This window comes from Limnobacter sp. (assembly GCF_043511195.1).
GTDB lineage: Bacteria > Pseudomonadota > Gammaproteobacteria > Burkholderiales > Burkholderiaceae_B > Limnobacter.
On record NZ_CP121330.1, the window covers coordinates 922,577 to 947,918 of the forward strand.

24 protein-coding genes are annotated in these 25,342 nt (G+C 53.2%); 13 read left to right on the plus strand and 11 right to left on the minus strand.

Annotated elements, in window-relative coordinates:
• Window positions 1-336: 336 nt before the first annotated feature.
• The 3 genes from P0D43_RS04445 (at window position 337) to pqqA (ending at window position 2,382) form a co-directional block, all read left to right on the plus strand.
• Window positions 337-1,566 (plus strand): LVIVD repeat-containing protein, encoded by a 1,230-nt coding sequence (locus P0D43_RS04445; RefSeq protein ID WP_394673341.1) that lies wholly within the window; start codon window positions 337-339, stop codon window positions 1,564-1,566.
• An 8-nt stretch (window positions 1,567-1,574) separates the two neighbouring features.
• Entirely contained in the window at window positions 1,575-2,210 is a 636-nt protein-coding gene (locus P0D43_RS04450; RefSeq protein ID WP_341238284.1) for a DUF305 domain-containing protein, read from the plus strand.
• A gap of 97 nt (window positions 2,211-2,307) precedes the next feature.
• A complete protein-coding gene (gene pqqA / locus P0D43_RS04455; RefSeq protein ID WP_008247588.1) occupies window positions 2,308-2,382 on the plus strand; it encodes a pyrroloquinoline quinone precursor peptide PqqA in 75 nt (24 codons plus the stop codon).
• Window positions 2,383-2,441: 59 nt separating this feature from the next.
• On the opposite strand, the gene P0D43_RS04460 is transcribed toward pqqA, so the two are convergent.
• Both P0D43_RS04460 and P0D43_RS04465 read right to left on the minus strand, forming a co-directional pair.
• A complete protein-coding gene (locus tag P0D43_RS04460) occupies window positions 2,442-2,921 on the minus strand; it encodes a hypothetical protein (RefSeq protein ID WP_159568037.1) in 480 nt (159 codons plus the stop codon).
• A gap of 110 nt (window positions 2,922-3,031) precedes the next feature.
• Window positions 3,032-4,141: a cytochrome D1 domain-containing protein gene (locus tag P0D43_RS04465; protein WP_394673342.1), complete on the minus strand. Its 1,110-nt coding sequence runs from the start codon at window positions 4,139-4,141 to the stop codon at window positions 3,032-3,034.
• 225 nt (window positions 4,142-4,366) lie between these two features.
• On the opposite strand from P0D43_RS04465, the gene P0D43_RS04470 reads away from it, so the two are divergent.
• Window positions 4,367-5,221, plus strand: a complete 855-nt coding sequence (locus P0D43_RS04470) for an alpha/beta hydrolase (protein WP_159568039.1) — start codon at window positions 4,367-4,369, stop codon at window positions 5,219-5,221.
• Here P0D43_RS04470 and P0D43_RS04475 read toward each other — a convergent pair.
• From P0D43_RS04475 to P0D43_RS04485, 3 genes are read right to left on the minus strand one after another with little or no spacing between them, the layout of a single operon-like run.
• Window positions 5,203-6,267, minus strand: a complete 1,065-nt coding sequence (locus tag P0D43_RS04475; RefSeq protein WP_394673343.1) for an AraC family transcriptional regulator ligand-binding domain-containing protein — start codon at window positions 6,265-6,267, stop codon at window positions 5,203-5,205. The genes P0D43_RS04470 and P0D43_RS04475 overlap by 19 nt on opposite strands.
• Window positions 6,258-6,686 carry a DUF4149 domain-containing protein gene (locus P0D43_RS04480; RefSeq protein ID WP_394673344.1) on the minus strand — a complete coding sequence of 143 codons (429 nt, stop codon included), beginning with the start codon at window positions 6,684-6,686 and terminating at the stop codon, window positions 6,258-6,260. Before P0D43_RS04480 ends, P0D43_RS04475 begins: the two co-directional genes overlap by 10 nt.
• Before the next feature lie 33 nt (window positions 6,687-6,719).
• Window positions 6,720-7,025, minus strand: a complete 306-nt coding sequence (locus P0D43_RS04485) for an addiction module antidote protein (protein ID WP_159568042.1) — start codon at window positions 7,023-7,025, stop codon at window positions 6,720-6,722.
• A 309-nt stretch (window positions 7,026-7,334) separates the two neighbouring features.
• On the opposite strand from P0D43_RS04485, the gene P0D43_RS04490 reads away from it, so the two are divergent.
• The 6 genes from P0D43_RS04490 (at window position 7,335) to P0D43_RS04515 (ending at window position 17,692) form a co-directional block, all read left to right on the plus strand.
• A complete protein-coding gene (locus tag P0D43_RS04490; protein ID WP_341238012.1) occupies window positions 7,335-8,888 on the plus strand; it encodes an NAD(P)/FAD-dependent oxidoreductase in 1,554 nt (517 codons plus the stop codon).
• 96 nt (window positions 8,889-8,984) lie between these two features.
• A complete protein-coding gene (locus P0D43_RS04495) occupies window positions 8,985-10,640 on the plus strand; it encodes an acetolactate synthase large subunit (RefSeq protein WP_394673345.1) in 1,656 nt (551 codons plus the stop codon).
• The gene (locus P0D43_RS04500; protein ID WP_394673346.1) at window positions 10,637-12,037 is read left to right on the plus strand and encodes an aldehyde dehydrogenase family protein; all 1,401 of its coding nucleotides are present in this window, start codon (window positions 10,637-10,639) and stop codon (window positions 12,035-12,037) included. Before P0D43_RS04495 ends, P0D43_RS04500 begins: the two co-directional genes overlap by 4 nt.
• 59 nt (window positions 12,038-12,096) lie before the next feature.
• Entirely contained in the window at window positions 12,097-12,342 is a 246-nt protein-coding gene (locus P0D43_RS04505) for a helix-turn-helix domain-containing protein (protein ID WP_394673347.1), read from the plus strand.
• Between the two features lie 123 nt (window positions 12,343-12,465).
• A complete protein-coding gene (locus tag P0D43_RS04510) occupies window positions 12,466-17,220 on the plus strand; it encodes an RHS repeat-associated core domain-containing protein (RefSeq protein WP_394673348.1) in 4,755 nt (1,584 codons plus the stop codon).
• A gap of 10 nt (window positions 17,221-17,230) precedes the next feature.
• Entirely contained in the window at window positions 17,231-17,692 is a 462-nt protein-coding gene (locus tag P0D43_RS04515) for a hypothetical protein (RefSeq protein ID WP_159568050.1), read from the plus strand.
• A 32-nt stretch (window positions 17,693-17,724) separates the two neighbouring features.
• Here P0D43_RS04515 and vapC read toward each other — a convergent pair whose 3' ends face one another.
• Both vapC and vapB read right to left on the minus strand, forming a co-directional pair.
• On the minus strand, window positions 17,725-18,141 hold the full coding sequence (vapC, locus tag P0D43_RS04520; RefSeq protein WP_159568051.1) for a tRNA(fMet)-specific endonuclease VapC: 417 nt from the start codon (window positions 18,139-18,141) through the stop codon (window positions 17,725-17,727).
• Window positions 18,141-18,371, minus strand: coding sequence for a type II toxin-antitoxin system VapB family antitoxin (gene vapB, locus P0D43_RS04525; RefSeq protein WP_159568052.1), 231 nt, complete (start codon window positions 18,369-18,371; stop codon window positions 18,141-18,143). Before vapB ends, vapC begins: the two co-directional genes overlap by 1 nt.
• Window positions 18,372-18,491: 120 nt before the next feature.
• Between vapB and P0D43_RS04530 the strand changes: the two genes are divergently transcribed.
• Window positions 18,492-18,791, plus strand: a complete 300-nt coding sequence (locus P0D43_RS04530; RefSeq protein WP_159568053.1) for a hypothetical protein — start codon at window positions 18,492-18,494, stop codon at window positions 18,789-18,791.
• Here the strand turns inward: P0D43_RS04530 and P0D43_RS04535 are convergent.
• From P0D43_RS04535 to P0D43_RS04550, 4 genes are all read right to left on the minus strand, one after another.
• Window positions 18,778-19,290 carry a nucleotidyl transferase AbiEii/AbiGii toxin family protein gene (locus P0D43_RS04535; RefSeq protein WP_394673349.1) on the minus strand — a complete coding sequence of 171 codons (513 nt, stop codon included), beginning with the start codon at window positions 19,288-19,290 and terminating at the stop codon, window positions 18,778-18,780. The two genes, P0D43_RS04530 and P0D43_RS04535, sit on opposite strands and share 14 nt — an antisense overlap.
• A gap of 80 nt (window positions 19,291-19,370) precedes the next feature.
• Complete coding sequence (locus P0D43_RS04540; protein WP_394673350.1) at window positions 19,371-19,841, minus strand: helix-turn-helix domain-containing protein; 471 nt, start codon at window positions 19,839-19,841, stop codon at window positions 19,371-19,373.
• 59 nt (window positions 19,842-19,900) lie between these two features.
• Window positions 19,901-20,257, minus strand: coding sequence for an iron-sulfur cluster assembly accessory protein (locus P0D43_RS04545; RefSeq protein ID WP_341238236.1), 357 nt, complete (start codon window positions 20,255-20,257; stop codon window positions 19,901-19,903).
• 1 nt (window position 20,258) lies between these two features.
• Window positions 20,259-20,759, minus strand: coding sequence for a DUF4864 domain-containing protein (locus tag P0D43_RS04550; protein WP_159568057.1), 501 nt, complete (start codon window positions 20,757-20,759; stop codon window positions 20,259-20,261).
• 208 nt (window positions 20,760-20,967) lie between these two features.
• On the opposite strand from P0D43_RS04550, the gene P0D43_RS04555 reads away from it, so the two are divergent.
• Window positions 20,968-23,214 carry a PhoX family protein gene (locus P0D43_RS04555; protein WP_394673351.1) on the plus strand — a complete coding sequence of 749 codons (2,247 nt, stop codon included), beginning with the start codon at window positions 20,968-20,970 and terminating at the stop codon, window positions 23,212-23,214.
• A gap of 137 nt (window positions 23,215-23,351) precedes the next feature.
• Window positions 23,352-25,328 (plus strand): S8 family serine peptidase, encoded by a 1,977-nt coding sequence (locus tag P0D43_RS04560; protein ID WP_394673352.1) that lies wholly within the window; start codon window positions 23,352-23,354, stop codon window positions 25,326-25,328.
• Window positions 25,329-25,342 lie beyond the last annotated feature (14 nt).

Genomic DNA, 25,342 nt, shown 5'->3' on the forward strand with positions numbered 1-25,342 from the left:
ACACTAATTAAATTCAGAGCGGTGGGGGGGACTATGACTAAAGATATTTCGCGGTCAGCATGGGGCATGTGTTGTGTAACTTTGGTATTGAGCCGTTGTTTAGGCGGAGGTGATGCGGTTACGCCGAATGCTGGTAATCGAAGCCCCGTAGCGCCAAATGAAGAAGATACCCTTGCTACCCAAACTTCAATTCCCAGGGCTCAGTGTCGTGAGGGTGATCGGGCTGAGTCTGCACTTCAAGGTCAGGTGCCATTGAGCGAGAGGCTGGCCGGGTTTCAAGGAAGTAATTGCAATATTGATTTGGTGTCGCAGTACGAGGGTGAGGGCGCAAGTTGGATGCATACCTCCTATCGCAACTGCTCCTATTATGGCCAGGCATTCGCGGCCACAGCAGTGTCTTCGCCCAGTGTTCCCAGAGCAAATTTGCAGCGACCCGGCACGGTCGTGATGGACGTGAGCGATTCAAGCAACCCCGTCGATGCTGGGCGCCTTACCAGCGTGTCAATGCTTGATCCATGGGAATCCTTGAAGGTCAACGTGCAGCGTGGTTTATTGGCGGATGTCAATGGCACAAGTGCTGGCGGTGGCCCAGAGTTTGATGTTTACGACATATCCAAAAACTGCGTGCAGCCAAGGTTGCTCTTCAGTGGTCCTTTGGCAGACGACACCGTAATTGGTCATGAGGGCGAATGGGCTCCTGATGGCTTGACGTATTACGGTGGTGATCTGAATCAGGGGCAATACTATGCAATTGATGTAACAAATCCATCGTCACCCGAATTCATCACGAAATTTACCCCGCCTGTCGGTGTGCATGGTTTGTCAGTTAGCGCGGACGGAACACGTGGTTACGTCACCTTGTCTGGTACCGCGCGCAATGAAGGTAACAATACCAACGGTTTTGCGATTTATGATTTCACGCCGATTAGTCGGCGGATGACAGACCCAAGTCCGGTACTTTTGGCAGAGGTTTACTGGGCAGATGGATCGGTGGCACAACACACAATTCCTGTGAAAATTGCCGGCAAAGACCACCTGATTACTGTGGATGAACTGGGCTCTGACGGAGTCAATGCCGCAGCGAGTCGCATTGTTACCTGTGGCTCAGGTCGCTTGCCGTTTGGAATCCCGCGCATATTTGATGTCAGTGACATCAGCAACATTCGATTGCTGTCCAAGCTTACGCTTGAAATTAATCAGCCTGAAAATTGCGTTGAAGCCTCTGCAGACACAGCGGGGTTGGCCCTGTTTGGATATGACAGTCATTATTGCCAGGTAGATGATCCAAATGACGCGAAACTGATGGCTTGTAGCTACTTCAACTCGGGGCTAAGGGTATTCGATATTTCAAAACCAAATTTGGTTAAAGAAATCGCTTACTTCAATCCAGCAATGAGTCCAGGTCAAAAAGGTGGTTCTACTTTCAATGTGACGGGTAATTGTTTTGGCGCAGATTGGACTTCTTCGCAGCCACGATTCATTCTTGAAAAAAATGAGATCTGGTTTACTTCGCAGTGTGCAGGTTTTCAAGTGGTCAAATTAGATCCCGCAGTGTTGCCCAAATAATCGTGAATATGGGCAAGTATGGATTGTTTTTCCTGGGGCTTTTGCTGGGGTGGTGGCTTGCTCCCCAGGCAGATACCCGCGCACCTTTATCTCCTGAGTCCGCAGTAGAGAATCGGATTGATATTGATATCGGGTACGCGCAAAGTATGTTGGTGCATCACCAGCAGGCCTTGATCATGGCAAGTTTGATGCAAGGCGATCAACAGTCTGCAGTTCAAGGATTGGCTAGCCGCATAGTTCGCGAACAGTCCATGGAGATGGAGAGCTTAAAGGGCTGGTTGGCTGGTCAGCGTGCGGCCTCTTTGCCTGCGAGCGGTGATTTGATGGGGTGGATGAAAAACAATTCCCAGTTGTTGAATGTCAATGAAGCACTGTACCTGGAGCGTTGTGAGCGAAGTCCGTTGGGCATGGCTGGTCTGGTGGAATCTTCATCAATCAAGAAATTGGGGGATGGGTCGATGACGCTGAAGGAAAGGGAAGCGAGTTTTCTAAAATTGATGATCGAACATCACCAGGGCGCTGTCAGCATGTCGACCCTGCCATCGCGTGCAGCAGGCACCCCATTTATTCGAAACCTGGCGCAGCATGTTTTGCAGAGACAAACGCAAGAACTTGCACAGATGATGGCGATGCTGGAACAATAACAACTTAGCTCGGGCAAAATTCCTGAGCAGGGTTTAGTAATCTAATGACATGGCAAAAACACCTGCCTGCCCAAACAACAACATTGGAGAAGTAGACATGAGCTGGACCACCCCACAATTTGTAGACATGCGTTTTGGTTTTGAAATCACCATGTACATTGCCAACCGTTAATTTTTTCGGTTGTTGCTTCAAGAAAAAGGAAGGTCAAGCAGAGTTGGCCTTCCTTTTTTTTATGCGCGACGCAGCTGCTCGGTCGAATTCATGGTGAGTTTAAGGCCTTGCTCCAACAAGGACTTTGCAATGCTTTCGTCGCCAAAGCCGTAGGGTGCGGCCGGTGCATGGTCATACAGCAAACCCAGGTAAAGGTAGGCTGCACCGTCGTTTGGTGCCAGTGAAATGGCACGTTCAAATGACGCTTTTGCATGGGCCTGAAATTGCAGCGCGCAAAGCCCACCCAACGATTTTGCATATCCCGTCAGTACAATACCGTTCCAAAGCAGAACCTTTGCGTCATTTGGGTATTGATGCGCCAATTCCTGTGTGGTTTCAGCCAGGTGACACAACATGGCGTCGCGAGTGCGGCCAAAGTCACATCGAAGTGCTTGGGCCCAACTGGATTGAATGGTTTCAATACATTGATTCGTTGCGGTTTTTGTACGCGCTGTGCGGGATGCCGCACTGGCGTCAATTACGTTAAATACGCGTCTCATAGGTGACTCCTAAACGACGTTAATCCTGGTGATATGTTGCATGATGGCAACCGTTTCGTTGATTAACGCGGAAAATTCGTTTAGGAGTACAAACGATCAAAAAAACTTGCTTAGCCGGGTATGTCCAACGACCCAACTGACTTTGGCGACACCATGACACCCCAAGGCATGTTGCCCTCCGGAATGTCTTTGATCACATTGCCTGTGGCGTAGTCCAGCACCAAAATATTGTTGCTGCGACCGCAGGCCACTATCAATTTTTTGTCATTGGGTGTGAAGCTGAAGTGCCAGCAGCGTTCGCCCACTGGCATTTCGCGTTTAAGTTCCAGCGTTTTGGCATCAAATACCTGAATCGCTTTGCCACGCGCCAGCGCCACTACAATTTCAGAACCGTCGCGGGTGTAGGTAACACCGTAGGGAACTTCGCCGGTGGCGGCCTCGTTAATCACATTGTAGTTTTTGTCCAGAATCAGCATTTTGTTACCGTATTCCAGGGTCACCACAAACTGTTCGCCATCGGGTGAGCGCTTCACGCCACGGGGCCGAATGCCGTAGCTTTCCGTGTCGATCTGTTTGATTTTCTCACCGGTTTCAATGTCGTGAACCGACACATTTTCATCGGCTTCATTGGTCACAATAATGTGTTTGCCATCGGCAGAAAACTCGATGCCCTCGGTTTCAAACCCGGCTGTAATTTCCTTGATTTTCTCGCCTTTCACCAAGTCGATAATTGCCACCTGTGCGGGTAGTTCATCCCCTTCCTCGCGTTCTTTCTCAATGGCCTTGGCTTCCGCAGAGCCAGGCTTGGGTGGGGGGCCACCTTTCGATGCCGGTTCATAAGCCACAAAGGCCAGGTTGCCAAGTACGCGTACAAATTCGGGGTTAATGCCCACGGGCACGCGGCGCACCACCTGGTTGGTTGCGGTGTCAATGATGGCCAGGTCTTTGGTTTCTTTCACGGCCACCACCAGCAGTTTGCCGTCGTCGGTTAAACCCACACCGCGACCACCTTCGCCCACGTTAATTTCGCCAATCTTGGAATAGTCGGCCAACGAGTAAATGGTCACCGGGCCGTCTTGGTGTGTAATGTAAGCCACTGCCTGCGGCGCAACCTGCTCGACCGGAACTGCAGCTTCAGGGGGCACAGTTTCTTCTTTTTTAGAACAGGCCGCCATGGCCACTGTCATGCCCAATGCAACCACACTTACTTTGAATTTCATGTCTTGTTTTCTCCCTGCTGAATGCTTCGACGCTACGGAAGTTTCCCTGTTTTGTCTCGGGAATATTTCCTGAAATATGAATTGTCATTGTGACAGGTCATGTGGGCAATTCCTTCCAAACGTTGATTTAACGCCGTTTCTGCAAGCATTTTGAACCTTTGTGACAATTTGGTTTCAATACACTGTGTAGTGTGACCCGTAACCCTTTTGTAAAGAAGTGCAGCCATGAAGTATGTTCAAGAAAAACAAAACCCGGTTTTGGAGTCACGGTTGATGCCACGCGTGGCATTGTCCGCCTCCATGGGTTTTGCGGCCTATTGGACCTACCTGTACTTCAGCCAGACCAGGCACATATTCAGCCCCGCTTTGAAGCACCACGAAGTACTGACCCACCATGCGCACGAATTCACCGAATTGCGTTTGCAGGTGGCACCGGGCATTGAACTGGAAGGTTGGGTTCGCATGCCTACGGGCATGGGCGGCGCAGGCAGCAAAGCACCCTGTGCCATTTATTTTGGTGGCCGCAGCGAAGACGTGCGCTGGTTGCTGAACGAAGCACAAGGTTTTAAAAACCTGCCCTTGGTGTTCTTCAATTACCGGGGCTACGGCAACTCCAAGGGCAAGCCCATGGAAAAGCATTTGGTGGCCGATGCACGCGCCATTTACAAATGGGTGGCTGAACAACCTTGGTGCGACCGCAATCAAATTTCGGTCATTGGGCGTAGCCTGGGTACAGGCGTGGCCATGCAGTTGGCAGCCAGCACACCCGTGCACAAACTGGTGTTGTTTACGCCTTACGACAGTTTGATCAGCATTGCCAAAAAGAGAGTACCCCTGGCACCTGTCTCGCTGTTGTTGCGCAGCAAGTTCAAATCGCATGAATGCGCTGTGAATGTGCGCAATCCGACCTTTGTGTTGCTGGCTGAAAATGATCAGGTGGTGCCGCACGATTCTTCGTTGCGGTTAATGCAGCACTTTGCAGTGAAACCCTTGGTGGCTACAGTGAAAGGAACTGACCATGTCAGCCTGCCGCACGACACCGATGCGCAAGGTTTGGTCAGTCATTTTTTGACGACGTAATTCACCCACTCCCGGTATTCGCTCGGCGTTTTGCCGGTCAGTTTTTTAAATGCACGCGTGAAGTTGGCGCGGTCTTGGTAACCCACACGCTGGGCTATTTCATCCACGTTCAGCTTCGTGGTCTCAAGCAACAGGCAGGCATCGCGTTGAATGACCTCGCCCAGTAAATCGCTGAAGTTTCGCCCTTCGTTTTGTAATTTACGCTTCAAGGTGCGTACCGACATGTGCAGGGTCTCGGCCATGTCTTCAAGCTGCGGGTAGCGGCCGTCCCGGCAAATCAGCAGGTTTTTCACGCGCCCGCTTAAATTGTCGCCTAGGCCCAGGGCAATCAATTCCTGCTCGCATTGTTGAATCACCATTTGCGCTGTGGTGGCATTGGCGGTGGGCAAAGGCAGGTCAAGCCATTTGGCGGGAATTCGAATTTGATTGCCTGCCGCATTGAAACGGCACTTGGGCAGGCTGCTGGCGTAACTCGCGTAATAGGGCGGTTCAGGCCAGTCAAACCACAGCTCGATACCACTTGCCTCGCTTTTGCTGCCCATGGGGTTGAACAGGCTTTCGAACAGGCGCCACACTTCAATTACAAAGTTTTCGATGGCGAATTTGCGCACGGGCTCAAGCGGCATGGCCTCGCGAACATGGCACACCAAAGTGCGTTCGTCTTCGCTGGTGTCAATGGTGTAGAAGGGCACTTTGGTGGGCAAAAACCGAATGCCCAACTCGATCGCTTCACGCAGGGTGGCGCAACTCATCAAACCAAAGCCGATCATGCCGGCTTTGGTCAGGCTGCTTTGCAAACCCATCTCGATGGCAATGTGTTCGCTTTGAAACAGCGCCAGCAAATTCATCACAATAATGCCGTGCTGTGCCGCGGCAATGCGGCTGTTGGGCACCTGTAACTGGGCAAGGGTCAGCCCGCTGTGTTCCAGAATTTGTTCAGCCGCGAAACCACGCTGCACCGCATAGTTCACGAAAAACAGCGGATAGGCTTGCGCCACCGTGGTTTGTTCCAGCAGCCTAAGCTGCGGCAGGTCTTTCAGTTCCATGCCCAGTAAACCAGGGTGGCCGCTGCCACCAGCAGTTGCACGCTGTTAATGATCACGCTAAGCCGGTGCTTGCTGTTGAATTCAGCACCAGCGGCTTTGTCGCCCGCCAGTTCCCGGTCGCGCAGCTCATTGATTTGAAGCATCAACACTTGCCGGGTGTACACACTGGCTAAACCCACCAAAGCCGAGGGGAACAACACCCAAAAGCTGCCGCCCGAAAGCCCTGCAAAAATTGCACTGAGAAAGCCAAACACGATCACGTACAGGTAGTACCACGGGAACACTGCCCGAATGAATGGCCCAGCTTGTTCCATGGGCAGCTTTGTGAATACCAACGGGGCAAACAAGGCCGAGAACGCCAAAATACCGCCGAACAAACCACCCAAGGCCAGGGTTGTGAGCGCTTGAAACCATTCCATGTTGTACTCCTCTGCTGCTAATTCAATTAGTGGTCAGTGCATGGCCTGCGCCACGAGTTTGACTCCAAATGCAGAGCATACTTTGCTCACGGTCTCAAATCGCGGTGAGGCATTTTTTCGAAGCGCTTTGTAAAGCGCTTCGCGAGTAATTCCCGTGCACTTTGCAACATCACTCATACCTTTTGCACGAGCGATATCGCCCAAGGCAGCGGCTAAAAGGGCGGGGTCATTGCTCTCAAGAATATCCGTCAAGTACGCGGCGATGGTCTCTGGGCTATCTAGGTGCTCAGCGATTGAGAAGTCGTCAAGCTCATCGAGTGTCAGTTTGATTTTTGTCATTTGAGAAACTCCTTATTCAATCGAAGTCGCCCAAGAATCGCGCCTTTCACAATTTTGTCTTCGAGTGATTCTAGCCAGTCTGTGAACGTGGGAAGACTTTTTAGTTTAAACATCAGTTGAGTTATTGTAATCGATCGATTACATGCATGGAAGAGTCAAAAAGACCATTTTTGTAACTTTAAAAAGCAAACAGTTCATGAGCTTGGCCCAAATTGACTCCAAAGTCGTCACTTTTCACACTCACGCCTGTTGCACCCAAGCCCCTACACTGCAACTCATCGAAAACCACTACAACACGAGACAGCACACATGGCCAGCTCAAAAAAAGAAGTACAAAATATTCTTGAAGTTGCAATCGTCGGCGCAGGCGTTTCAGGCTTGGGCATGGGTATTCAACTGCTGAAAGCAGGTGAAACCAATTTCAAGATTTTCGACAAAGGCCACGATGTGGGCGGCACCTGGCGCGACAACACGTATCCCGGTTGCGGTTGCGACGTAAAAAGCAGCCTTTACAGCTATTCCTTCGAGCCTTGGGCCGAGTGGAGCAACAGCTACGCCAAGCAAGGCGAAATTTACAAATACCTGCGCCACTGCGCCACCAAGTACGGCGTGTACCCTCACATTCAATTCAACACCAGCATCAGCGGTTCTGTGTTTGATGAAGAGGCTGGGCTTTGGAATATCACCACAGCCGATGGTAAAACCATTCAGGCTCGCAATGTAGTCACCGCGGTTGGCCCGTTCAGTGCACCCAAGGTGGCTGAATTCAAAGGCGCTGAAAAGTTCAAAGGCAAAACCGTGCACACAGCTGCATGGGACCATTCTGTTGAACTGGAAGGCAAGCGTGTTGGCCTGATTGGTACTGGCGCCACAGCCGTGCAGGTTGGCCCAGCCATTGCAGACAAGGTGAAAAACCTGGTGGTGTTTCAGCGCACAGCCAACTGGATTATGCCGCGCCCAGACCGCAACATTGAAGAAGCGGAGAAAGCACTGAACCGCAAAACCCCGCTGAACATGAAAATGAATCGCTTGGGTGTTTACTGGTTCAATGAACTGACTGCGCCGTTTTTGATTTTGAAGTACGACATGTTCAAGGCCCAGCCTGAAAAAATGTCCAGCAGCTATTTGGCTCGCAAGGTGAAAGACCCCGAGTTGCGCAAGAAGCTGACCCCCACTTTCAAGTTCGGTTGCAAGCGTGTATTGGTGAGTTCCGATTGGTACCCCACCATGCAAAAAGAGCATGTGCATTTGGAAACCAACGCCATTGATTGCATCACTGAGAAAGGCATTCGCACAGCCGATGGTGTGGAGCATGAGCTCGACGTGATCATTTACGCCACAGGCTACGAAGTACGCCACACTGGTTCGCCCATCGATACCAAAGGCATTGGCGGTGCAAGCCTGCACGAGAAGTGGAAAGACGGCTCAGAAGCCTACCAAGGCATTTCAACCGCTGGTTTTCCAAACCTGTATTTCCTGGTTGGCCCCTTCACCGGCCCCGGTCACACCTCGGTAATCGCTTACGCAGAGGCACAAATCGGCTATGTCATTCAAGCGATTAAACTGCGTCAAAAACGCAAGTTGAAAGCAATTGTCGTGAAGCCCGAGGTTGAAAAGAAGTTTGTGAACACCATGGACTTCCGCAGCGACCACACTGTGTGGAAAAGTGGTTGCGCCAGTTGGTACCTAAGCCCCAATGGCCGCAACAACACGCTGTACCCCGGCTTGAATGCCGAGTACCGCATGCGCGTTGCACGCTTTAACCCGGCTGAATATGTGCTCACCGGCAGCAATGGCAAAACCGTGAAGCCGAAGGTGACAGACCATATCAGCACAGGTTTAATGGCACTGAAGGTGGCCTGAAAAAAAACAGTCAATACTATCCAGAATGGATAAAAGTATTGATATTGAAATCTAACAGGCAGACACTGATCGTTCCCCCAAAAAAGGAGAACGCCCATGTCGACCCAAGGCACCAAAGCATCTGACTTATTCGTTCGGGCCCTGGAGGCCGAAGGTGTCAAGCACATTTTCGCAGTACCCGGCGAAGAAAATCTCGACATGGTTGAAAGCCTGCGCAACAGCAGCATCAAGCTGGTGCTTACCCGCCACGAGCAAGGGGCGGGTTTCATGGCCGCCACCTACGGGCGTTTAACTGGTCGTGCCGGTGTGTGCATGGCCACACTGGGGCCGGGCGCCACCAACTTCACCACCCCGGCAGCGTATGCACACTTGGGTGCGTTTCCGCTCATCATGATCACCGGGCAAAAGCCCATCAAAAAGTCCAAGCAGGGCCAGTTTCAAATCATTGATGTGGTCAATCTGTTCGATCCGATCTGCAAAATGAGCAAGCAGATTGTTCATGGCAACACCATTCCCGCTTTGGTTCGCGAGGCATTCCGCATTGCCGAAGAAGAACGCCCCGGTGCTGTGCTGCTGGAATTGCCCGAAGACATTGCCGCTGAGCCCACCAGCGCACCGATTATTCCCCGTAGCGAAAGGCACTATGCCGTGGCCGACGACGTGGTGCTCAACGAAGCGGTGTCCATGATCCGCTCCGCCCGCATGCCCTTGGTGTTGCTGGGCGCGGGTGCAAACCGCAAGCAGGCACGCTTGGCCTTGCAGGAATTTATTGAAACCACAGGAATTCCTTTTTTCAGCACGCAAATGGGCAAGGGCGTAGTCGACGAAGGCTCACCCCATTTCTTGGGCACCGCTGCACTTTCTGATGGTGATTATCTGCACTGCGCCATTGAGCGGGCCGACCTCATCATCAATGTGGGCCACGATGTCGTCGAGAAGCCACCGTTCTTCATGGCCGTTGGCGGAAAAGAAGTAATCCATGTGAATTACCGTTCAGCCAAAGTCGATCAGGTGTATTTTCCGCAGTGCGAAGTGGTGGGCGATGTGGCCCGCTCGGTGCAAAAACTGACCCAGAAAATTGGTGGCAAAGTGGTGTGCGATTTGGCTTACTTCAACCGCATTCGCGAAGAAGTTGAACTGCACATCAAAGAAGGCGCCGACGACGACCGCTTTCCGGTTATTCCCCAAAGGCTGGTGGCTGAAACCCGCCGTGCCATGGGCGCCAAAGACATCATTGCGCTGGACAACGGCATTTACAAACTGTGGTACGCCCGAAATTACAAAGCTTACGAGCCCAACACCGTGCTGCTGGACAACGCGCTGGCCACCATGGGTGCAGGCCTGCCGTCTGCCATGATGGCGGCCATGCTGTACCCCGACAGGCGGGTGATGGCCATTTGTGGCGACGGCGGGTTCATGATGAATTCTCAAGAAATTGAAACTGCCGTACGCCTGAAGATGAACCTGGTCGTTACCATTTTGAATGACAGTTCTTACGGCATGATCCGCTGGAAGCAAGAGCACGCTGGCTTTGCCGATTGGGGGCTTGAATTTGGCAACCCCGACTTTGTGAAGTATGCCGAGGCCTATGGCGCAACAGGCCACCGTGTGGGCAGCGCAGCCGACCTGGTGCCCACCTTTGATCGGGCATTTCAGGCGGGCGGTGTGCACATTGTGGACGTTCCCGTGGACTACTCTGAAAACAAACGCGTGCTGATCGATGAATTGGCCGCAAAGGTGTGTTTGATATGAGCAACTCAGTGAACAACGCCACTTTGGAAGTGGTCAATCCCTTTGATTTGAAGCCGATTGGCGAAGTGAAACTGGTCGATTGGCAAACCATTGATGGTTGGTTAAACACCGCCCACCAGCTGCACAAAACCCGCTCGGGATGGTTGCCCGCCCACAAGCGCATCGCCATTCTGAAAAAAACAGCGCAGCTTATGCAAGGCCGGTTCGATGAACTGGCTTTTCAAATTGCCAACGAGGGCGGCAAGCCCCTGATGGACGCCAAGGTGGAAGTAACCCGCGCCATTGATGGTGTCGAACTGTGCATCAAAGAGCTGGGCCACCTCACAGGCAGTGAAATTCCCATGGACCTGACCGCCGCTGGTTCTGGCCGCATGGCGTTTACCACCCGTGAACCCATTGGCCCTGTGGTGGCGGTATCGGCATTTAACCACCCCCTGAATTTGATTGTTCACCAGGTGGGCCCCGCCATTGCCACCGGCTGCCCTGTGCTGGTGAAGCCAGCCAGTGCCACCCCCTTAAGTTGCCAGGCCTTTGTGAGCATGTTGTATGAAGCGGGCCTGCCCGAGGAATGGTGCCGCTTTGCGCCCTGCAAAAGCGATGTTGCTGAACAAATGGTGACCGATCACCGCGTGGCGTTTTTCAGTTTCATTGGTTCTGGTGCTGTGGGGTGGCGGCTAAAAAGCAAATTGGCCCCTGGCACGCGCTGCGCACTTGAGCACGGCGGTGTTGCTCCAGTCATTGTTGATGATTGCGCCGATCTCGACACCATGATCCCCGCGCTGGTCAAGGGCGGTTTTTATCATTCGGGGCAGGTGTGCGTCAGTGTGCAGCGCGTTTATGCGCCAGAAGACATGGCCACAGCCTTGGCGCAAGCCATTGCTGACAAGGCTTCCCGGCTAAAAGTAGGCAATGCAATTTTGGCCGACACCGAATGCGGCCCCTTGGTCAACCCGAATGAAGTCAAGCGCGTTGAGCACTGGGTAAATGAAGCTGTAACAGGTGGTGCACAGGTGTTGTGTGGTGGCCAAAGGCTGGGTGACACAACTTATGCACCCACCGTGCTTTTAAACCCGCCCCGCGATGCCAAAGTCAGTACCCAAGAAGTGTTTGGCCCCGTGGTGTGTGTTTACGGCACCGAATCGCTGGCCGATGCAATTGAACAAGCCAACAGCTTGCCAGTTGCGTTTCAGGCGGCGGTGTTTACCCAGAAGTTAAAAGTGGCCATGCGCTGCGTGCGTGAAATTGATGCCACCGCAGTCATGGTCAACGATCACACGGCGTTTCGCGTTGATTGGATGCCTTTTGCTGGGCGGCGGCAGTCGGGTTACGGGGTTGGCGGAATTGGCCCCACCATGCACGACATGACGCAAGAAAAAATGGCGGTCATCAAGTTGTAATTACAAAGTAAATTCAAAACACTATGGCACTGAAAAAAATAAATCTGAGTGACGTCACCGTGCTGATCCGCACGCGCAGGCGTGAACTGGGGCTGACCCAGAAGCAGCTGGGTGAAAGGCTTGGCATTGATCAGCGCACGGTGTCGTCTCTGGAAAAAAACCCGGGGTCGATCAGCGTGAACCGCCTGTTCGCCGTGCTCGACGCCTTGCAGGTCAGCATGTATTCCCCCACCGATCCCCGCGATGAAAGCAGCCTGGCCCGGCTTACCGTCGACCAGTTGTTTAGAAACGCAAAAATCGTCTGAACCGCATATTCTGAAAGCCGGGTGCTCACCCCATCACCCGGCTACCATCACCCAAACTGATTCAATTCGCTGAAATCCAGGCAGGCAAGTAACTTCGCACGGTTATTCGCCCGCGCTGCTTTCATGAATTTCGTTCAAATTCCCGTTTTTGGTCAATCGGTCAAGCCTGGTTTGGGGCTGCGGTTTCGCGGCAACTATTGGGCTTTTTTTGACAAACGCACCGAGTTGTCGCCTTGGTTGGCCTTGCACCGCGAGTCCATTAACGACACCGAACTCGATGAGCTCATGCTGCACGGCTTTCCGCGCACGCGCACCGGCGACACTGTGGATTGCAAGGTGCTCAGTCATTTCGGATTGGTGCAGGGCGATTTGTATGCAGACGTCTTTTTCGTTGGCCGCAGCGAAAGGCAACGCACCGCCGCATTCACTGGCGATTTGCTGGTGGTCAAATTTCCGCTTTCAGCAGATCCGCAAAAAGACCTGCTTAACTCCAACAGCATTTACTGGGCCAACGAAGCCAAATTGCAAGCCCACCCTGTGGGCAGTGCCGAGCACGAACGTGGCAAAGCGCTGGTTGAAATGGCCAGTATTTTGCTGGCCCGCTGGCGCGAACACGATTCACAAAACCTTGAATTCAAGGTCAAGAGCAGAATTGTCGAATTGTGGAATGAAGGCAAAGCGCTTGGTCAAGGCGCGGGCGCCGCAGCCATGGGGTTTATTCAAGGCCTTTGGGACTTGATCAAAATAAGTGTTGAGTTCACAGCCAATGCAGTAAAAGCCACCTGCGCTGGGTTCGAGACGCTGATCAATTCCAACTTTGCGCAAATTCAGCAAATGTTGATTGGCGCTGGCATGGCCGCTTACGGCACAGCACAAGAAATGATCGCCACCTTGAAAGAGGGCATGCGGCTGTTCAACCTGATCGGCTCAGACCACCTGCTGCGTGCGGGTTTGTTCGAATTTCTCGATGGCTATTCCGAAAGCGTGCCCCACCTTCGGCGCTTGAGCAATGCGGCCACCGTGGTGGTGGTCATTGGCATTGAAGTGTTGCTGGCCTTGGCCACATTGGGTGGAAGCATTGCTGTGGGGGTTGCGCGGGCCGGTGCCAATGTTACCCGCGCAGCAAGCCACGTTGGCCCCTTCACCATGGCGGCAATTCGGCATTTGGCCAATTACGCCAAGGCGGTAGAAAAAGCAAAGGCCCACAAGTTGCGCGCCACTGCGGGCTCGCCTTCTGCACCCGCGCCCGCCAAACGGGGTGCCGCACCCGCAGGTGAAAAAAATACCGACACCAACAAAACACCCACCCAAACTTCGCAAGGGGCAAGCACACCCAAAGTAGCCGACACCACAACAGCGGGCGAACCCATCAGCATGATCAACGGCGAGGAGTTGTTGCAGCTGCAGGATTGTTCGCTACCTGGGTTGGTGGGCTTGAACTGGCAACGCACTTACCGCAGCAGCCTGGCTGAACAGGGCTTTAATGCAGGGTTGGGCGCGGGTTGGGCGTACCCGCTTGCGCAACGCATTGAAACCGAACCGGCTGGCCTGAACTACATCGACGACGAAGGCCGCACGGTTTACTTCAAACCCTTAAAGGTAGGCCAGCGCTGCACCAACACCAGTGAATTTTTAACGCTGGTACGAACGGGCGAACATTCATTCCAGCTGCAAGCCAGCAACGGTTTGGGCCTGCGAAGGTATTTTGAACACGGGGCATTGGTAAGTATTGCCGATGCCTTTGGCAATTTCCTGCACATCGACTACACCGATGGAAAAGCCACACGAATTCAAAGCAGCCAAAGCACCTGGGTGCTGGGCTACAACACCCAAGGTTTAATTGAGCACATTGCGCAACTGGCGCAAGGCGGTAACAACCAGCTAACGCTGGTGCAATACCGTTACAACCTGCAAGGCCAACTGGTGGGTGCGCTGGATGCCGCTGGCTTTGAGGAACGCTACACCTACAACAGCGGCAATGTGCTCACGCAGCGCACCTTGAAAAGTGGCTACAACATTTATTTTGAATGGGAAAAAACAGAGTCAATTTCCCGCTGTGTGCGCCAGTGGGGCGACCCTGTTCTAGGTCAGCCCACTTACCGCTACCAGTTTGAATGGGGTACTTACAACACCGCCATCGACAGCCGCGGTGGGCGCACCGCCTATCAGTTCAATGCACAGGGTTTGCCGGTGTTCGAGAAGAACCCTGAAGGCGCAATTACCCGCACACGCTACAACAACAACGGGCAAGTGTTGGAACGCGTAGATGCACTGGGTCACCGGGAGCAGTTTCAGTACAACAGCCAAGGTTACTTGGTGGCTTACACCAACAAGCTTGGGCTGGTGCACCGGTTTGAACTCAACCCGCAAGGGCAGGTGCTAAAACACACCGATGCCGCAGACCATGTGCGCTTGAACACCTACACCCCCGAGGGTTTGCCAAGCAGCCACACCAACGCAACCGGTGCCACCACCCGTTACCGGTACAACGCCCTGGGCTTGCTGTGCGAAGTGATCAACCCCTTGGGCCACAGCACCCGGCTGTTGTACAACGCCCAAGGGCAGTTGCAGGCGCAAACCGATACCTTGGGCAGCAGCACCACTTACCAGTTCGACGCATGGGGCAGGTTGGCCAGCGTTTGCAACCCGCTGGGGCGCACAGCCGATTACGCCTACGATTTAATGGGCCGCTGCACCCGGGCCAGCAACCATGAAGGGTTGACCACGCAGTACAGCTACACCCCACTGGGGCAACTGCAATGCATCACCGACCCCACAGGCCGAAGCACGGTGTATGAATACGCAGACCGCTTAAGCCAACCCACCGCACGCACTGATGCACAAGGTTTTACCTTGCGTTACCGCTACGACAGCGAACGCAATTTGGTCGAACTTCAAAATGAAAATGGACAAAGCTGCCATTTTGAATACGACCTGGCCGAGCGCCTTGTGAAAGAAAGCGGCTTCGACGGCCGCGTGCAAACCTACCAGTACAACGCAGTGGGTTATCTGCTCGAAAGGCAGGAATGGGGCGTATCGAGCAATCAACCGCTGGCTTGCACGCGTTACACGCGCGATGCATTGGGGCGTTTAACCAAGGCAGCGCATAGCGATGGCGAAGAAGCTTCCTTTGCCTACAACCTTCAGGGCCAGCTGATACAGGCCAACAACGCACAGCGCAATCTTCAATGGGAAGTCGATGCCGAAGGCCGCGTGCTGGCCGAGCTGCAAGACCAACATCGCATTGAACACCAATACAACCCGGCTGGCTGGTTAAAGCAAAGCAGTTGGAGTGCCATGGCAGGCGGCGCAATTGCCGCGGGCAATTTGGCCTACCAATACAATGCGCTCGGCCTGCTTGGCGAAATCAATTTCAATGGCGAATTGTTGGCGCAGTTTGAGCGCGACACCCTGGGTCGCGAAGTGGTGCGCAAGCGAAGCAATCAGGTGCACACCCAAAGCCTGTACGACCCACAGGGCAGGTTGGTGGGGCAGGTCAACCGGCGTGAAAAACCGGGTGACCTTTCACCCACCGTTTCCCGCAGGCGCTACTGCTACAACCAGCGCAACCAACTGGTGCGCATTGACGACCAAGGCCACGGCACCAACCTGTACCACTACGACTTGCTGGATCGCCTGCGCGTGGTGGAAGGCCCCAACCCCGAAGCGTTTTTGTTCGACCCCGCCAGCAACCTGCTTGAGGCACTCGACGGGCAAGACGCCACCGATGCGCAGGCCAACAAGGCTTTGCCTGAACCCACAAGCCCCAACGCCCGAAGGCCGCAACAAACGCCGGGCAATCGCTTAAAGCGCCAAGGCGACAGGCTGTTTAGTTACGATGCACGTGGCAACCGCATTGAAGAAATTATTGAGCGTGGCGCACGCCAAGGGCAGGTAACACGCTACACCTACAACGCCCAAAACCAGCTTGTTGAAGTGAATGTGGCGGGTGCTGTAACCCGCTACGCCTACGACGCACTAGGCAGGCGTATTTCAAAAACCAGCGAGGGTAGCAGCACCACCTTCTTCTGGAATGGCGATGTGCTGTTGGGTGAGGTGGGCAGCAACGGTTCCCGCACCTATTTGTTCGAACCGTTCAGCTTCAAACCGCTTGCACTGCTTCAAAACGGTGACGTGTTTCACTACCACACCGACCACATTGGCACCCCGCGAGAAATCACAAATAGCAAGGCGGAGGTGGTGTGGTCTGCTCGGTTTAAAACTTACGGCGCACTGGCCCTTGCAGCCGTGACCGAAGTAGACAACCCCTTGCGGTTTCAGGGGCAGTATTGCGACGAAGAAACAGGGCTACACTACAACAGGCACCGGTACTACGACCCCGAATGCGGACAGTTCACCACACAAGACCCGATTGGTTTGATGGGTGGGATGAACGCCTACCAGTACGCACCGAACCCAATGACATGGGTGGATCCGTGGGGGTTGCGTTGTAAAGATGCGAAATTCGGACGTGTTCCAAATCAGGTTACGACCAGTAGCGGTGTGATTTTTTATCCGAATCCGAATCGAACTACTACGATTTTGGGTAGCTACCAAAAAGATATGAACGACATAATTAACAACCAGTTGGAATACCCGAAAACTACAGACTTTGCCGAGAAAAAAGGTGCTTTTAACGTATTAAATGTTCCTGACGATATGTATAAAAATCCGGAACAGTTTTGGAATGAAGTGAATCGACCATTCTTGGATGAGGCGATTAGTAGGGGTGACGATATTGCTTTGGCAACTAGACCCACTGCAGATGTTTTATTCAAAGCGGATAACTCATTGACTGGGTATGGTCGTGAGATAAAGCATCTTTCTGAGGCGGGTTATGAGGTTGACCCGAGAACTGGGTATATGACAAAAAATTAACGGAGCTCGCATGAAAAAATCACTGATTGCTTTGATTGATTCGTATGACGATTCGATAATTTCGCTTGGATTAAAAAGAATTCCAGTAAGTTTGAGTGGTGAGATCAAGTTCGAGGGAGGGGGTTGGGTCTTGGTCTTTATGACGGATCGATACTACTCTGATGGTTTGGTCATAAACCTTATTGATGTTGGTGCGAAAGAATACTCGTTATCTATTTTGAAAGAAGCAGTCAAAGAGTTTGAATCCGATTCGGTCGCTATTCTCAGAGAGCAAAGCACAGATTACCCAATGTTTGCTGAAATCCGAGACGACAACTTGGAGGGTGTCGAAGCAACGTTAATAGACCTAATTAAGTTCTTAGTAGAGAAATTTACGTTAATCAAAAAAAATCAAAGAAAAATCGATTCAATCTATGACACGCTCGCTAACAAAAAATTACGTGAAATTGGGCTTCGATTTGTGGGGGAGTAGTGTCTTTATTTAAGTGAAACGCCCCGAGTTAACTAGACACTTGTAGGTCTCGCAACCCAGCTTTCAGATCGCAATCCCGACACCCTGGAAAACTCACGCAAATTGTTTGTGACCATGATCAGTCCCTGGCTGCGTGCGTGCCCCGCAAGCATCACATCGTACGAGCCTATAGGGGTTCCACATCTCGCGAGTTCGGCTTTTATTTGCGCGGTTTGTATAGCAGCCGCCTTGTCATATTCCAGCACATCAAGGCGCGCCATGAAACCTTCGATAACGTTCAGGTTTCGTTCCACGTTACTCGACTTTTCTGCGCCGAAGACCAGTTCCATCGCAGTAACAGCACTAATGCAGAACTGGCCGTAATGATGCTCGAATGCGCGTTTAACTTCAGCAGGTTGGTTTTTTATTGCGTAAATACAGATGTCGGTGTCGAGCATGTACTTCAACATCAAAATGATTCTCTTTCTTGTGGTTCAGGCTGATCTCGATCCGACATGAAGTCATTGGTCACCCCCAGACCGTTGAACCAACTGTCCCAAGACTCACCCGCTGGTGAAATAATGCGGGTTCTGCCTACTGCAATTACGTCGACAACTTTCACATCTGCTGGCAAAGCCACGGCTTTGGGTAAGCGCACTGCTTGAGTGCGACTGCTCATGAATACGGTTGATTTTTCCATAATACCCTCATGGGATATGCAAAGTGAATATCCCATTTTATTGCTTGCTAATCCCATCGTCAACTCCCCCATTCATACACCCGTTATTACCTCAATCGCAAACGTTCCGAGGTAGTACCCATGAAGTTCTTTAAAATCTTAAGCGCAGCACTAAGCACATTCGCATTCACCAGTGCCGCATTCGCCTGGGGTGGTGGTGATTACGGCTATTGGGAGCGCAGCAAACAAGAATATTGGGATGGCCCTTGCCGCGTCAAAATTGAGTCAAAACCTTACGAGTACAAGAAAGAAGTGAAGTGCGAAGATGGTTTTTCACCCGTGGCCGATGCGCCCTGGAAAGAGGAATATCAAGACGGTGAATGCAGGGTTAAACGCGAGGCGAAGTACGACGAGTTCAAAGAAGAAATCAAGTGCCGTTGATTTTTTTCAATATATTGCGAAGTGACAGCACAGCGGTCACTACAACTGCGGGTGCGGTGTCATTCATGTTCATGGCGCGCATGCACTTTTCCAGCCAGTCTGGCTTGTCCAGTAGTTTACCAATTGCCTTTTCAAGGTCTTGTCGAATGCTCGCGCCGTAGGCAGTTTCAGCCTTGGTGCATGCTTTTGCAAATGCGTCGTGCGCTGGCTTCATCATGGCCAAGTCAATCAGATCACGATTGAATACGCCTTCATCTGCCCAACGGTCTGAGTTCGCCAGCAATTTGCTTGCGACCAAATCAGCACGGCTTAAGGCTGTAACGCCACACACCGTGTCATCGTCGCTTGGCGTATCAAACTCAATTCGACCTTCCAGCACAATTTCAAATTTAATCATGTGCTGCCCCAAGCCAATGGCAGTTCGAATACCGTATTGATCTGCACGCACTTCACGCAACTGGGACACCAGGGTGGTGTTGTCTTTAAAGAGTACCAACACATTCAGTGGGCTTTCAATAACTCTGCATTCATCAAGCGAAGCACTTGCTCAATGGCTTGGTGGTGTGTGCGTTTAAACATTCAAATTTTGTCCTTTGAGCCAGGTTCAAACGTCGCACGCAGTTGATCAATCAACTTTCTTTCTTTCGCAGAAACTGCTGCTTCATCAATATGCCGCCAGTTGCGTACATAAATGTCCCAAGCCTGTTGCGGTGTAAGCCAATCCGTGCCCTGCACATGCCAGGCCAGCAGTTTCAGTTGTGGATATTTTTTTAAATCGATGTTGCCGGAAACCGCATCGGCCGCAGTGGTGCCCTTTGCAACAATTCCGCACGTCAAGCCCAATGCTGCAACCGCGGCCCAATAGGCCCCGGCAGCCACAGAGGCTTCGCCCAGTTCAATTCGGTGCAGGGTCGTGCGGGAAAGGCCGGCAGCAGTGGCCACCGCATCGGCACTTAGCTTATTGGCCTTGCGGTGTTGCTTCAATTGTTGCCCCAAGGCAAGCAATTGCTCGCGGGGCGCTGAGGTTTTTAGATCAAATTTGGCTGGCATCTTGTTTCCCATTCTATACAAAAATCAAATTTTGTATAGAACCAGAAACAAGTTGTGGTTTATTCCACCGAAAAGCTTGATCCACACCCACAGGTGCTTTTCGCTTGCGGGTTGTTGAATACAAAGCGTGAAGCCAGGGTGTGGGCTTCGTAGTCGATCGTGGTGCCCTCCAGGTACGGGGCGCTCACCGGGTCTACATAAATGTGAATGTAGGGGTTGATTTGCAGCAGAATGTCGTCCTCGTCGGTTTCGCGGGCCAGGTCGATTTTGTATTCAAAGCCCGAACAGCCGCCCCCCTGCACATACAGGCGGATCATCGCCGGTTTGTGCATGTTGTCGCGCAGGTCAAGAATTCGTTCCTGGGCTGCGTCGGTCAGGGCAATGTTACAAGTGGGGGTTGCGGCTTCGGTGCTCATGTCAAATCAGGTCGGTTTCCGCTTTCTCGGTCTCACAGCTGGAAATCCTCCAACTGCCGTCCGGGCGCTTCTGCAACACGTAGTATACGTTCCACAGGGTTTTTTGGCGGTCGATCATTTGCACAGCGTGTAGAGCGTTGCTTCCATCGGTCTCGAATTTCACAAAACGCACGGTCACCGGTTTCACGACCACGTCGTAGCCCTCACGCACCATTTGCATGAAAGTTTCGGCATCGCCAAACATGGTTTGTACATTGGGAGTTGCGTAGGAAAAGGCCTTGGGGCCATCGTCTTGCCTGAAGGCTTCGAGCTGGGCTTCGATTACTGCACGGGTTTCTCGCCTGTCACCGGTTTCGTCCGCATGGGTCAAGCTGGCTGTAAACGCTGCTACAAGGCCTGCTGCAAAAATAAGCAGCCAGAGTTTCCATATTCGTTGTCGAAAGCTGTTTTCTTTGTCTAGTCTGTACTTACGCCTGGGAACTTCTTTGGTTTGATTCGACATTTACTAACTACCTCCAATGGAATCAATCGCTTGGCGTTCAAGTTTGCCACGAACATTCCGGCCGAACAAGTCAAAATATCGAACCCGCCTGAAACGCCCATCCCGCTTTGTTGAACACTTGTTCAGGATGACATATTTCTTTAAAAAAACTCACACAACCTTGTAATACAGCGACCAGACAATCCTCGAGTCTTACATGGAGGTCGAGATGTCATCAATCACTAAAAAAGAGCTGGAAGTGCTTTCCAGCCCAACATTCCAGCAAATCATTAATCATCACTTGGAAAACCCCTCACGCCGGAGCATTTTGAAAGGTTCCGTGGGCGTAGCCGCATTGGGTTTTCTGGGTTTGTCCGGTTGCGGTGGCGGTGGTGATGGTGCGGTAGCCAGCACACCCGGCGCAACACAACTGAACGCCGTGGGTTTCAGTTCCACACCATTGAGCATTGCAGACTCCGTTCAAGTGGCTGAAGGCTATCAGTTCCAGGTGCTGTACAAACTGGGCGACCCCATTGCTTCGGGCGTTTCCGAGTACATGAACGACGGCTCCGACGCAGCCAACAACCCTTCTGAATTCCAGTTCCGCTCTGGCGATCACCACGACGGTATGTACTTTTTTGGTCTAGGTGCTGATAACACATGGGATCCAGAGGCGGGTGACCGCGGCTTGCTAGTCATTAACCACGAGGCGATTACCGAGCTTTTCCTGCATGCCAACGGCCCAACCAGCGTAGCGGGTGTGCGCGATTCAAACGAAGCGCTGAAGGAAATGTACATTCACGGTGTGTCGGTTGTCGAAGTGCGCCGTGGCAGCGATGGCCAGTACAGCGTGGTGCAAAACAGCGCATTCAACCGCCGCATTCATACATTGACCGACATGGAAATCAGTGGCCCCTTGCGCGGCGTAGCAGCCATGGTCACCAAGTACTCTACAAACGGCACCCGCACTCGCGGCACCATTAACAACTGTGCTTCCGGCTACACGCCTTGGGGCACTTATTTGACCTGTGAGGAAAACTGGGCTGGTTACTTCGGTAACAGCAACAACACAGGTCGCAGCGAGAACGATCAAGCCTCCATGCGTCGTTATGGTGTTCGTACATCCGGCAATGGCCGCGAAGGTTGGAACACGGCCAGCGAAGTCGGCCAGGTTGGCGAACCGTTTAGCCGCTGGAATGTTGGCATTGTGGGCGCGACAGCAGCCGACGACTATCGCAACGCAGCATTCACCTACGGCTGGAACGTAGAAATTGACCCATTCCGCCCAACCACCACACCGAAAAAGCGCACCGCCATGGGCCGTTTTGCTCACGAAGGCGCATGGGTAGGCCCAGTTGAGGCGGGCAAGCCCGTGGTGTTCTACATGGGTTGCGATTCCCGCTACGAATACATCTACAAGTTTGTATCTACTGCCAACTGGGACCCAGCCGACATGAATGGTGGTTTGCAGTCTGGCGACAAGTACCTCGACTTCGGCAAGCTGTACGTGGCCAAATTCGATGCTGATTTCACGGGCGACTGGCTCGACCTGGCCACAGTGGCCAACGGCACCATGATCACTTCAGTGCGTGGTTCTGGCTCGCTGAGCACAGCTGCCATTAACTACACTGTGACCGATGCCAACGAACAATTCCTGAACACACGCTTGCTGGCAGACATTGCAGGCGGTACACCCATGGATCGTCCAGAGTGGGGTGGTGTCAACCCACGCAACGGCGAGGTTTACATGACCTTGACCAACAACACCAGCCGCCGCGTGGCCGACCCAGCCAATCCACGTGTTTACTTTGATCGGGATGACGATGCGGATGGCATTGGTGATTCTGGTTCACAAGGCAACGTGAATGGTCACGTAATCCGTTGGAAAGAAGACGGCAGCGAGCCGGCTGCCACCGGATTCGAGTGGGACATCTACCTGTTCGGTGCAGAGGACGACGACATCAACAATCCGAACGTCAACCTGTCTGGTTTGACTGAAGAAAACGTACTGTCTAGCCCAGACGGTTTGTGGTTCTCTGAAAAAACCGGCGTGCTCTACATTCAAACCGACGACGGCGCCTTTACCGACACCACCAACTGCATGTTGGTGGCTGCGGTCCCAGGCGAAGTAGGCGACGGCGAAACAGTGACCGTCGACAACACCAAGGCAGGCGGCGGAACAGTGTCCACGCGAATTGGTACCGTTGGCACATTGCGCCGCTTGGTAGTGGGCCCTCGCGACTGTGAAATCACAGGTTTGACTGAATCTCCCGACGGCAAAGCGCTATTCATCAACATTCAGCACCCAGGTGAGGACACGGATGACTTGAATGCACCGACCAGCTCATGGCCTTATGCATTGGCTGGCGGCGGGTTTGGTAACCCGGCAGCAGGCGAAATGCCCAACGCAGGAAGTCGTCCACGTTCAGCCACCATTGTGCTGACACGTACCGATGGCGGTGTGATCGGTCAATAAACCAGTCAGCAGTTCATGTAAGTTGATGCAGTACCCCATTCACCCCGCAGTGTGCACGCGCTGTGGGGTGAATCCGTTCTAAGTCTTTCGCGGTAAGAAGTAGTGGCCGGTTCGGCTTACAAAAGCAGGGGACAAACTTGAAGCAGTGTGTTGTCAAATATTCCATAGTCGCCTTGTTGGCAGGTGCCGTGTGTACCACAACAGCTTTTGCTCAAACAGCCGCGCCCACGCCCACACGCTGGGTTATCAACGCAGCTGGCGCAACGCCCAATGCCATGCCCAGCGGCATGATGCAGCAGCTTCAAACCACACTTGGCGTGCCTGTAAAAATGGTGCGCCCTTTGCTTCAGCCCAACAGCTACCTGGTTGAAATGCAGAGTCTGCCCGTGCTGGGCAGCCTGCAAACGCCGCAAGCCATTCGTACTGCGCTTCAGGCCCTGCCCGGCGTGCGTTTTGCAAGCCCCGATATTCAATTGCAGCGCACCGCAGTGCCTGCGCCCAACGACGGCAGCTACGCAGCCAACCAGGCCAGTTACATGAACACGGGCGCCTATGCTTCGCTGCGCATGCAAGAAGTGTGGGAGCAAACACGCGGAAGCAGCAACGTGGTAATCGCAGTGCTCGATTCGGGTGTGTTGTTCGAGAACCCGGAACTGAAAGGCCGCCTGTTGCCGGGCTACGACTTTGTCACCCGCGCCACCCCACCCACAGGTGAACGCGAATTGGGAACCGTCATCAATTCGGGTTCCAACGATGGCGATGGTCGCGACCCCGATCCCTCTGATCCTGGCGATGCGCCGCCCCCCGGCTTTACCTGCCCCGATGGTTCAACCACCAGCTCATGGCATGGCACCACTGTGGCGTCGGTGGCTGCAGCCCAATCCAACAACGGCCAGTTTTTGGCGGGCATGGACTGGAATGCCAAGGTGCTCCCCGTGCGGGTCTCTGGCCGGTGTGGCATTGCCACCAGTTCCGATATTGTCGATGCCTTTTACTGGGCCACAGGTTCTGGCCGGGTCGACCCCACCATTGGCGTGAACCCCAACCCTGCCAATGTGATCAATTTAAGTTTTGCCACCGACACCCCCTTGCTTGGCGGCGGTTGCGCCGCCGCTGACATGGTGGCTTTGGCCATTGCCGACGCGCGGGCTCGCAATGTGTCGGTTGTCATTTCTGCAGGCAATAATTCCGGTGGCGCGGTGCAGTACCCTGCCAATTGCGCAGGCACCATTGCTGCAGGCGCGGCTGAGCAAGATGGCCAACTGGCCACTTACACCGCCAAGGGTGGCAGCAGCAGTTTTTTAACCTTGCATGCACCAGGCAACAGCAACGGGCGGTATGTGGGGGCCAGCAACACCGGTGAATCCACGCCCAACCCAAATGGCAGTAGTGCATTTTTGTTCGCAGGCACCAGCTTTTCCGCACCCATGATTGCAGGCGCCATTTCTTTGCTCAGGGCCGCACGGCCCAGCCTTACGCCCAGCGAAATCGAGACCATTTTGCGCAACAGCGCCTTGCCTTATCCAGCCAACGCAGACTTCACACAAGGCCTATTTGGTTTTGCACGCCGCAACTGCACCAGCACAGCCTGTGGCGCAGGTTTGTTGAATGTGGTGGGTGCTTTGCAAGCCACGCGTGAATCAAGCAATGCCTTGCCCGTGGCCAATGTGCAGCAATCTGCAGTGGTGGCCAGCAACGGGCCGTTCACGCTGAATGGTGACTTGTCGACCAACAGCGCCGGGAGTAGCGCCAACCTAAGCTACAGTTGGCAACAGGTGTTTGGCAACCCAGTGGCGCTGGCTGGCACCACAAACAGCAGCTTACAGGTGCAATCGGGCATGGCGGGCAATATTGCCGAATTCGCACTTACGGTAACCGACACGGCGACCAACCGCAGCAACACCAGCGTGGTTCGCCTGGCCAATGTCAGTGCCAACGAACGTACATTTACCCCCAGCGTCGATTCTTCTGGTGGTGATACCTCCACAAGCACAAGTCCGGTTTCTGCCACGCAGGGCGGTGGCGGCGGGGGTGGTGGTGCCATGGGCCTTGCAGGTCTGTTGGGGCTAGGCATCTTACTGGCGGTTTGGCGCCGTATCCTTGGGGTGAACTGATCAAGTTGGGATAG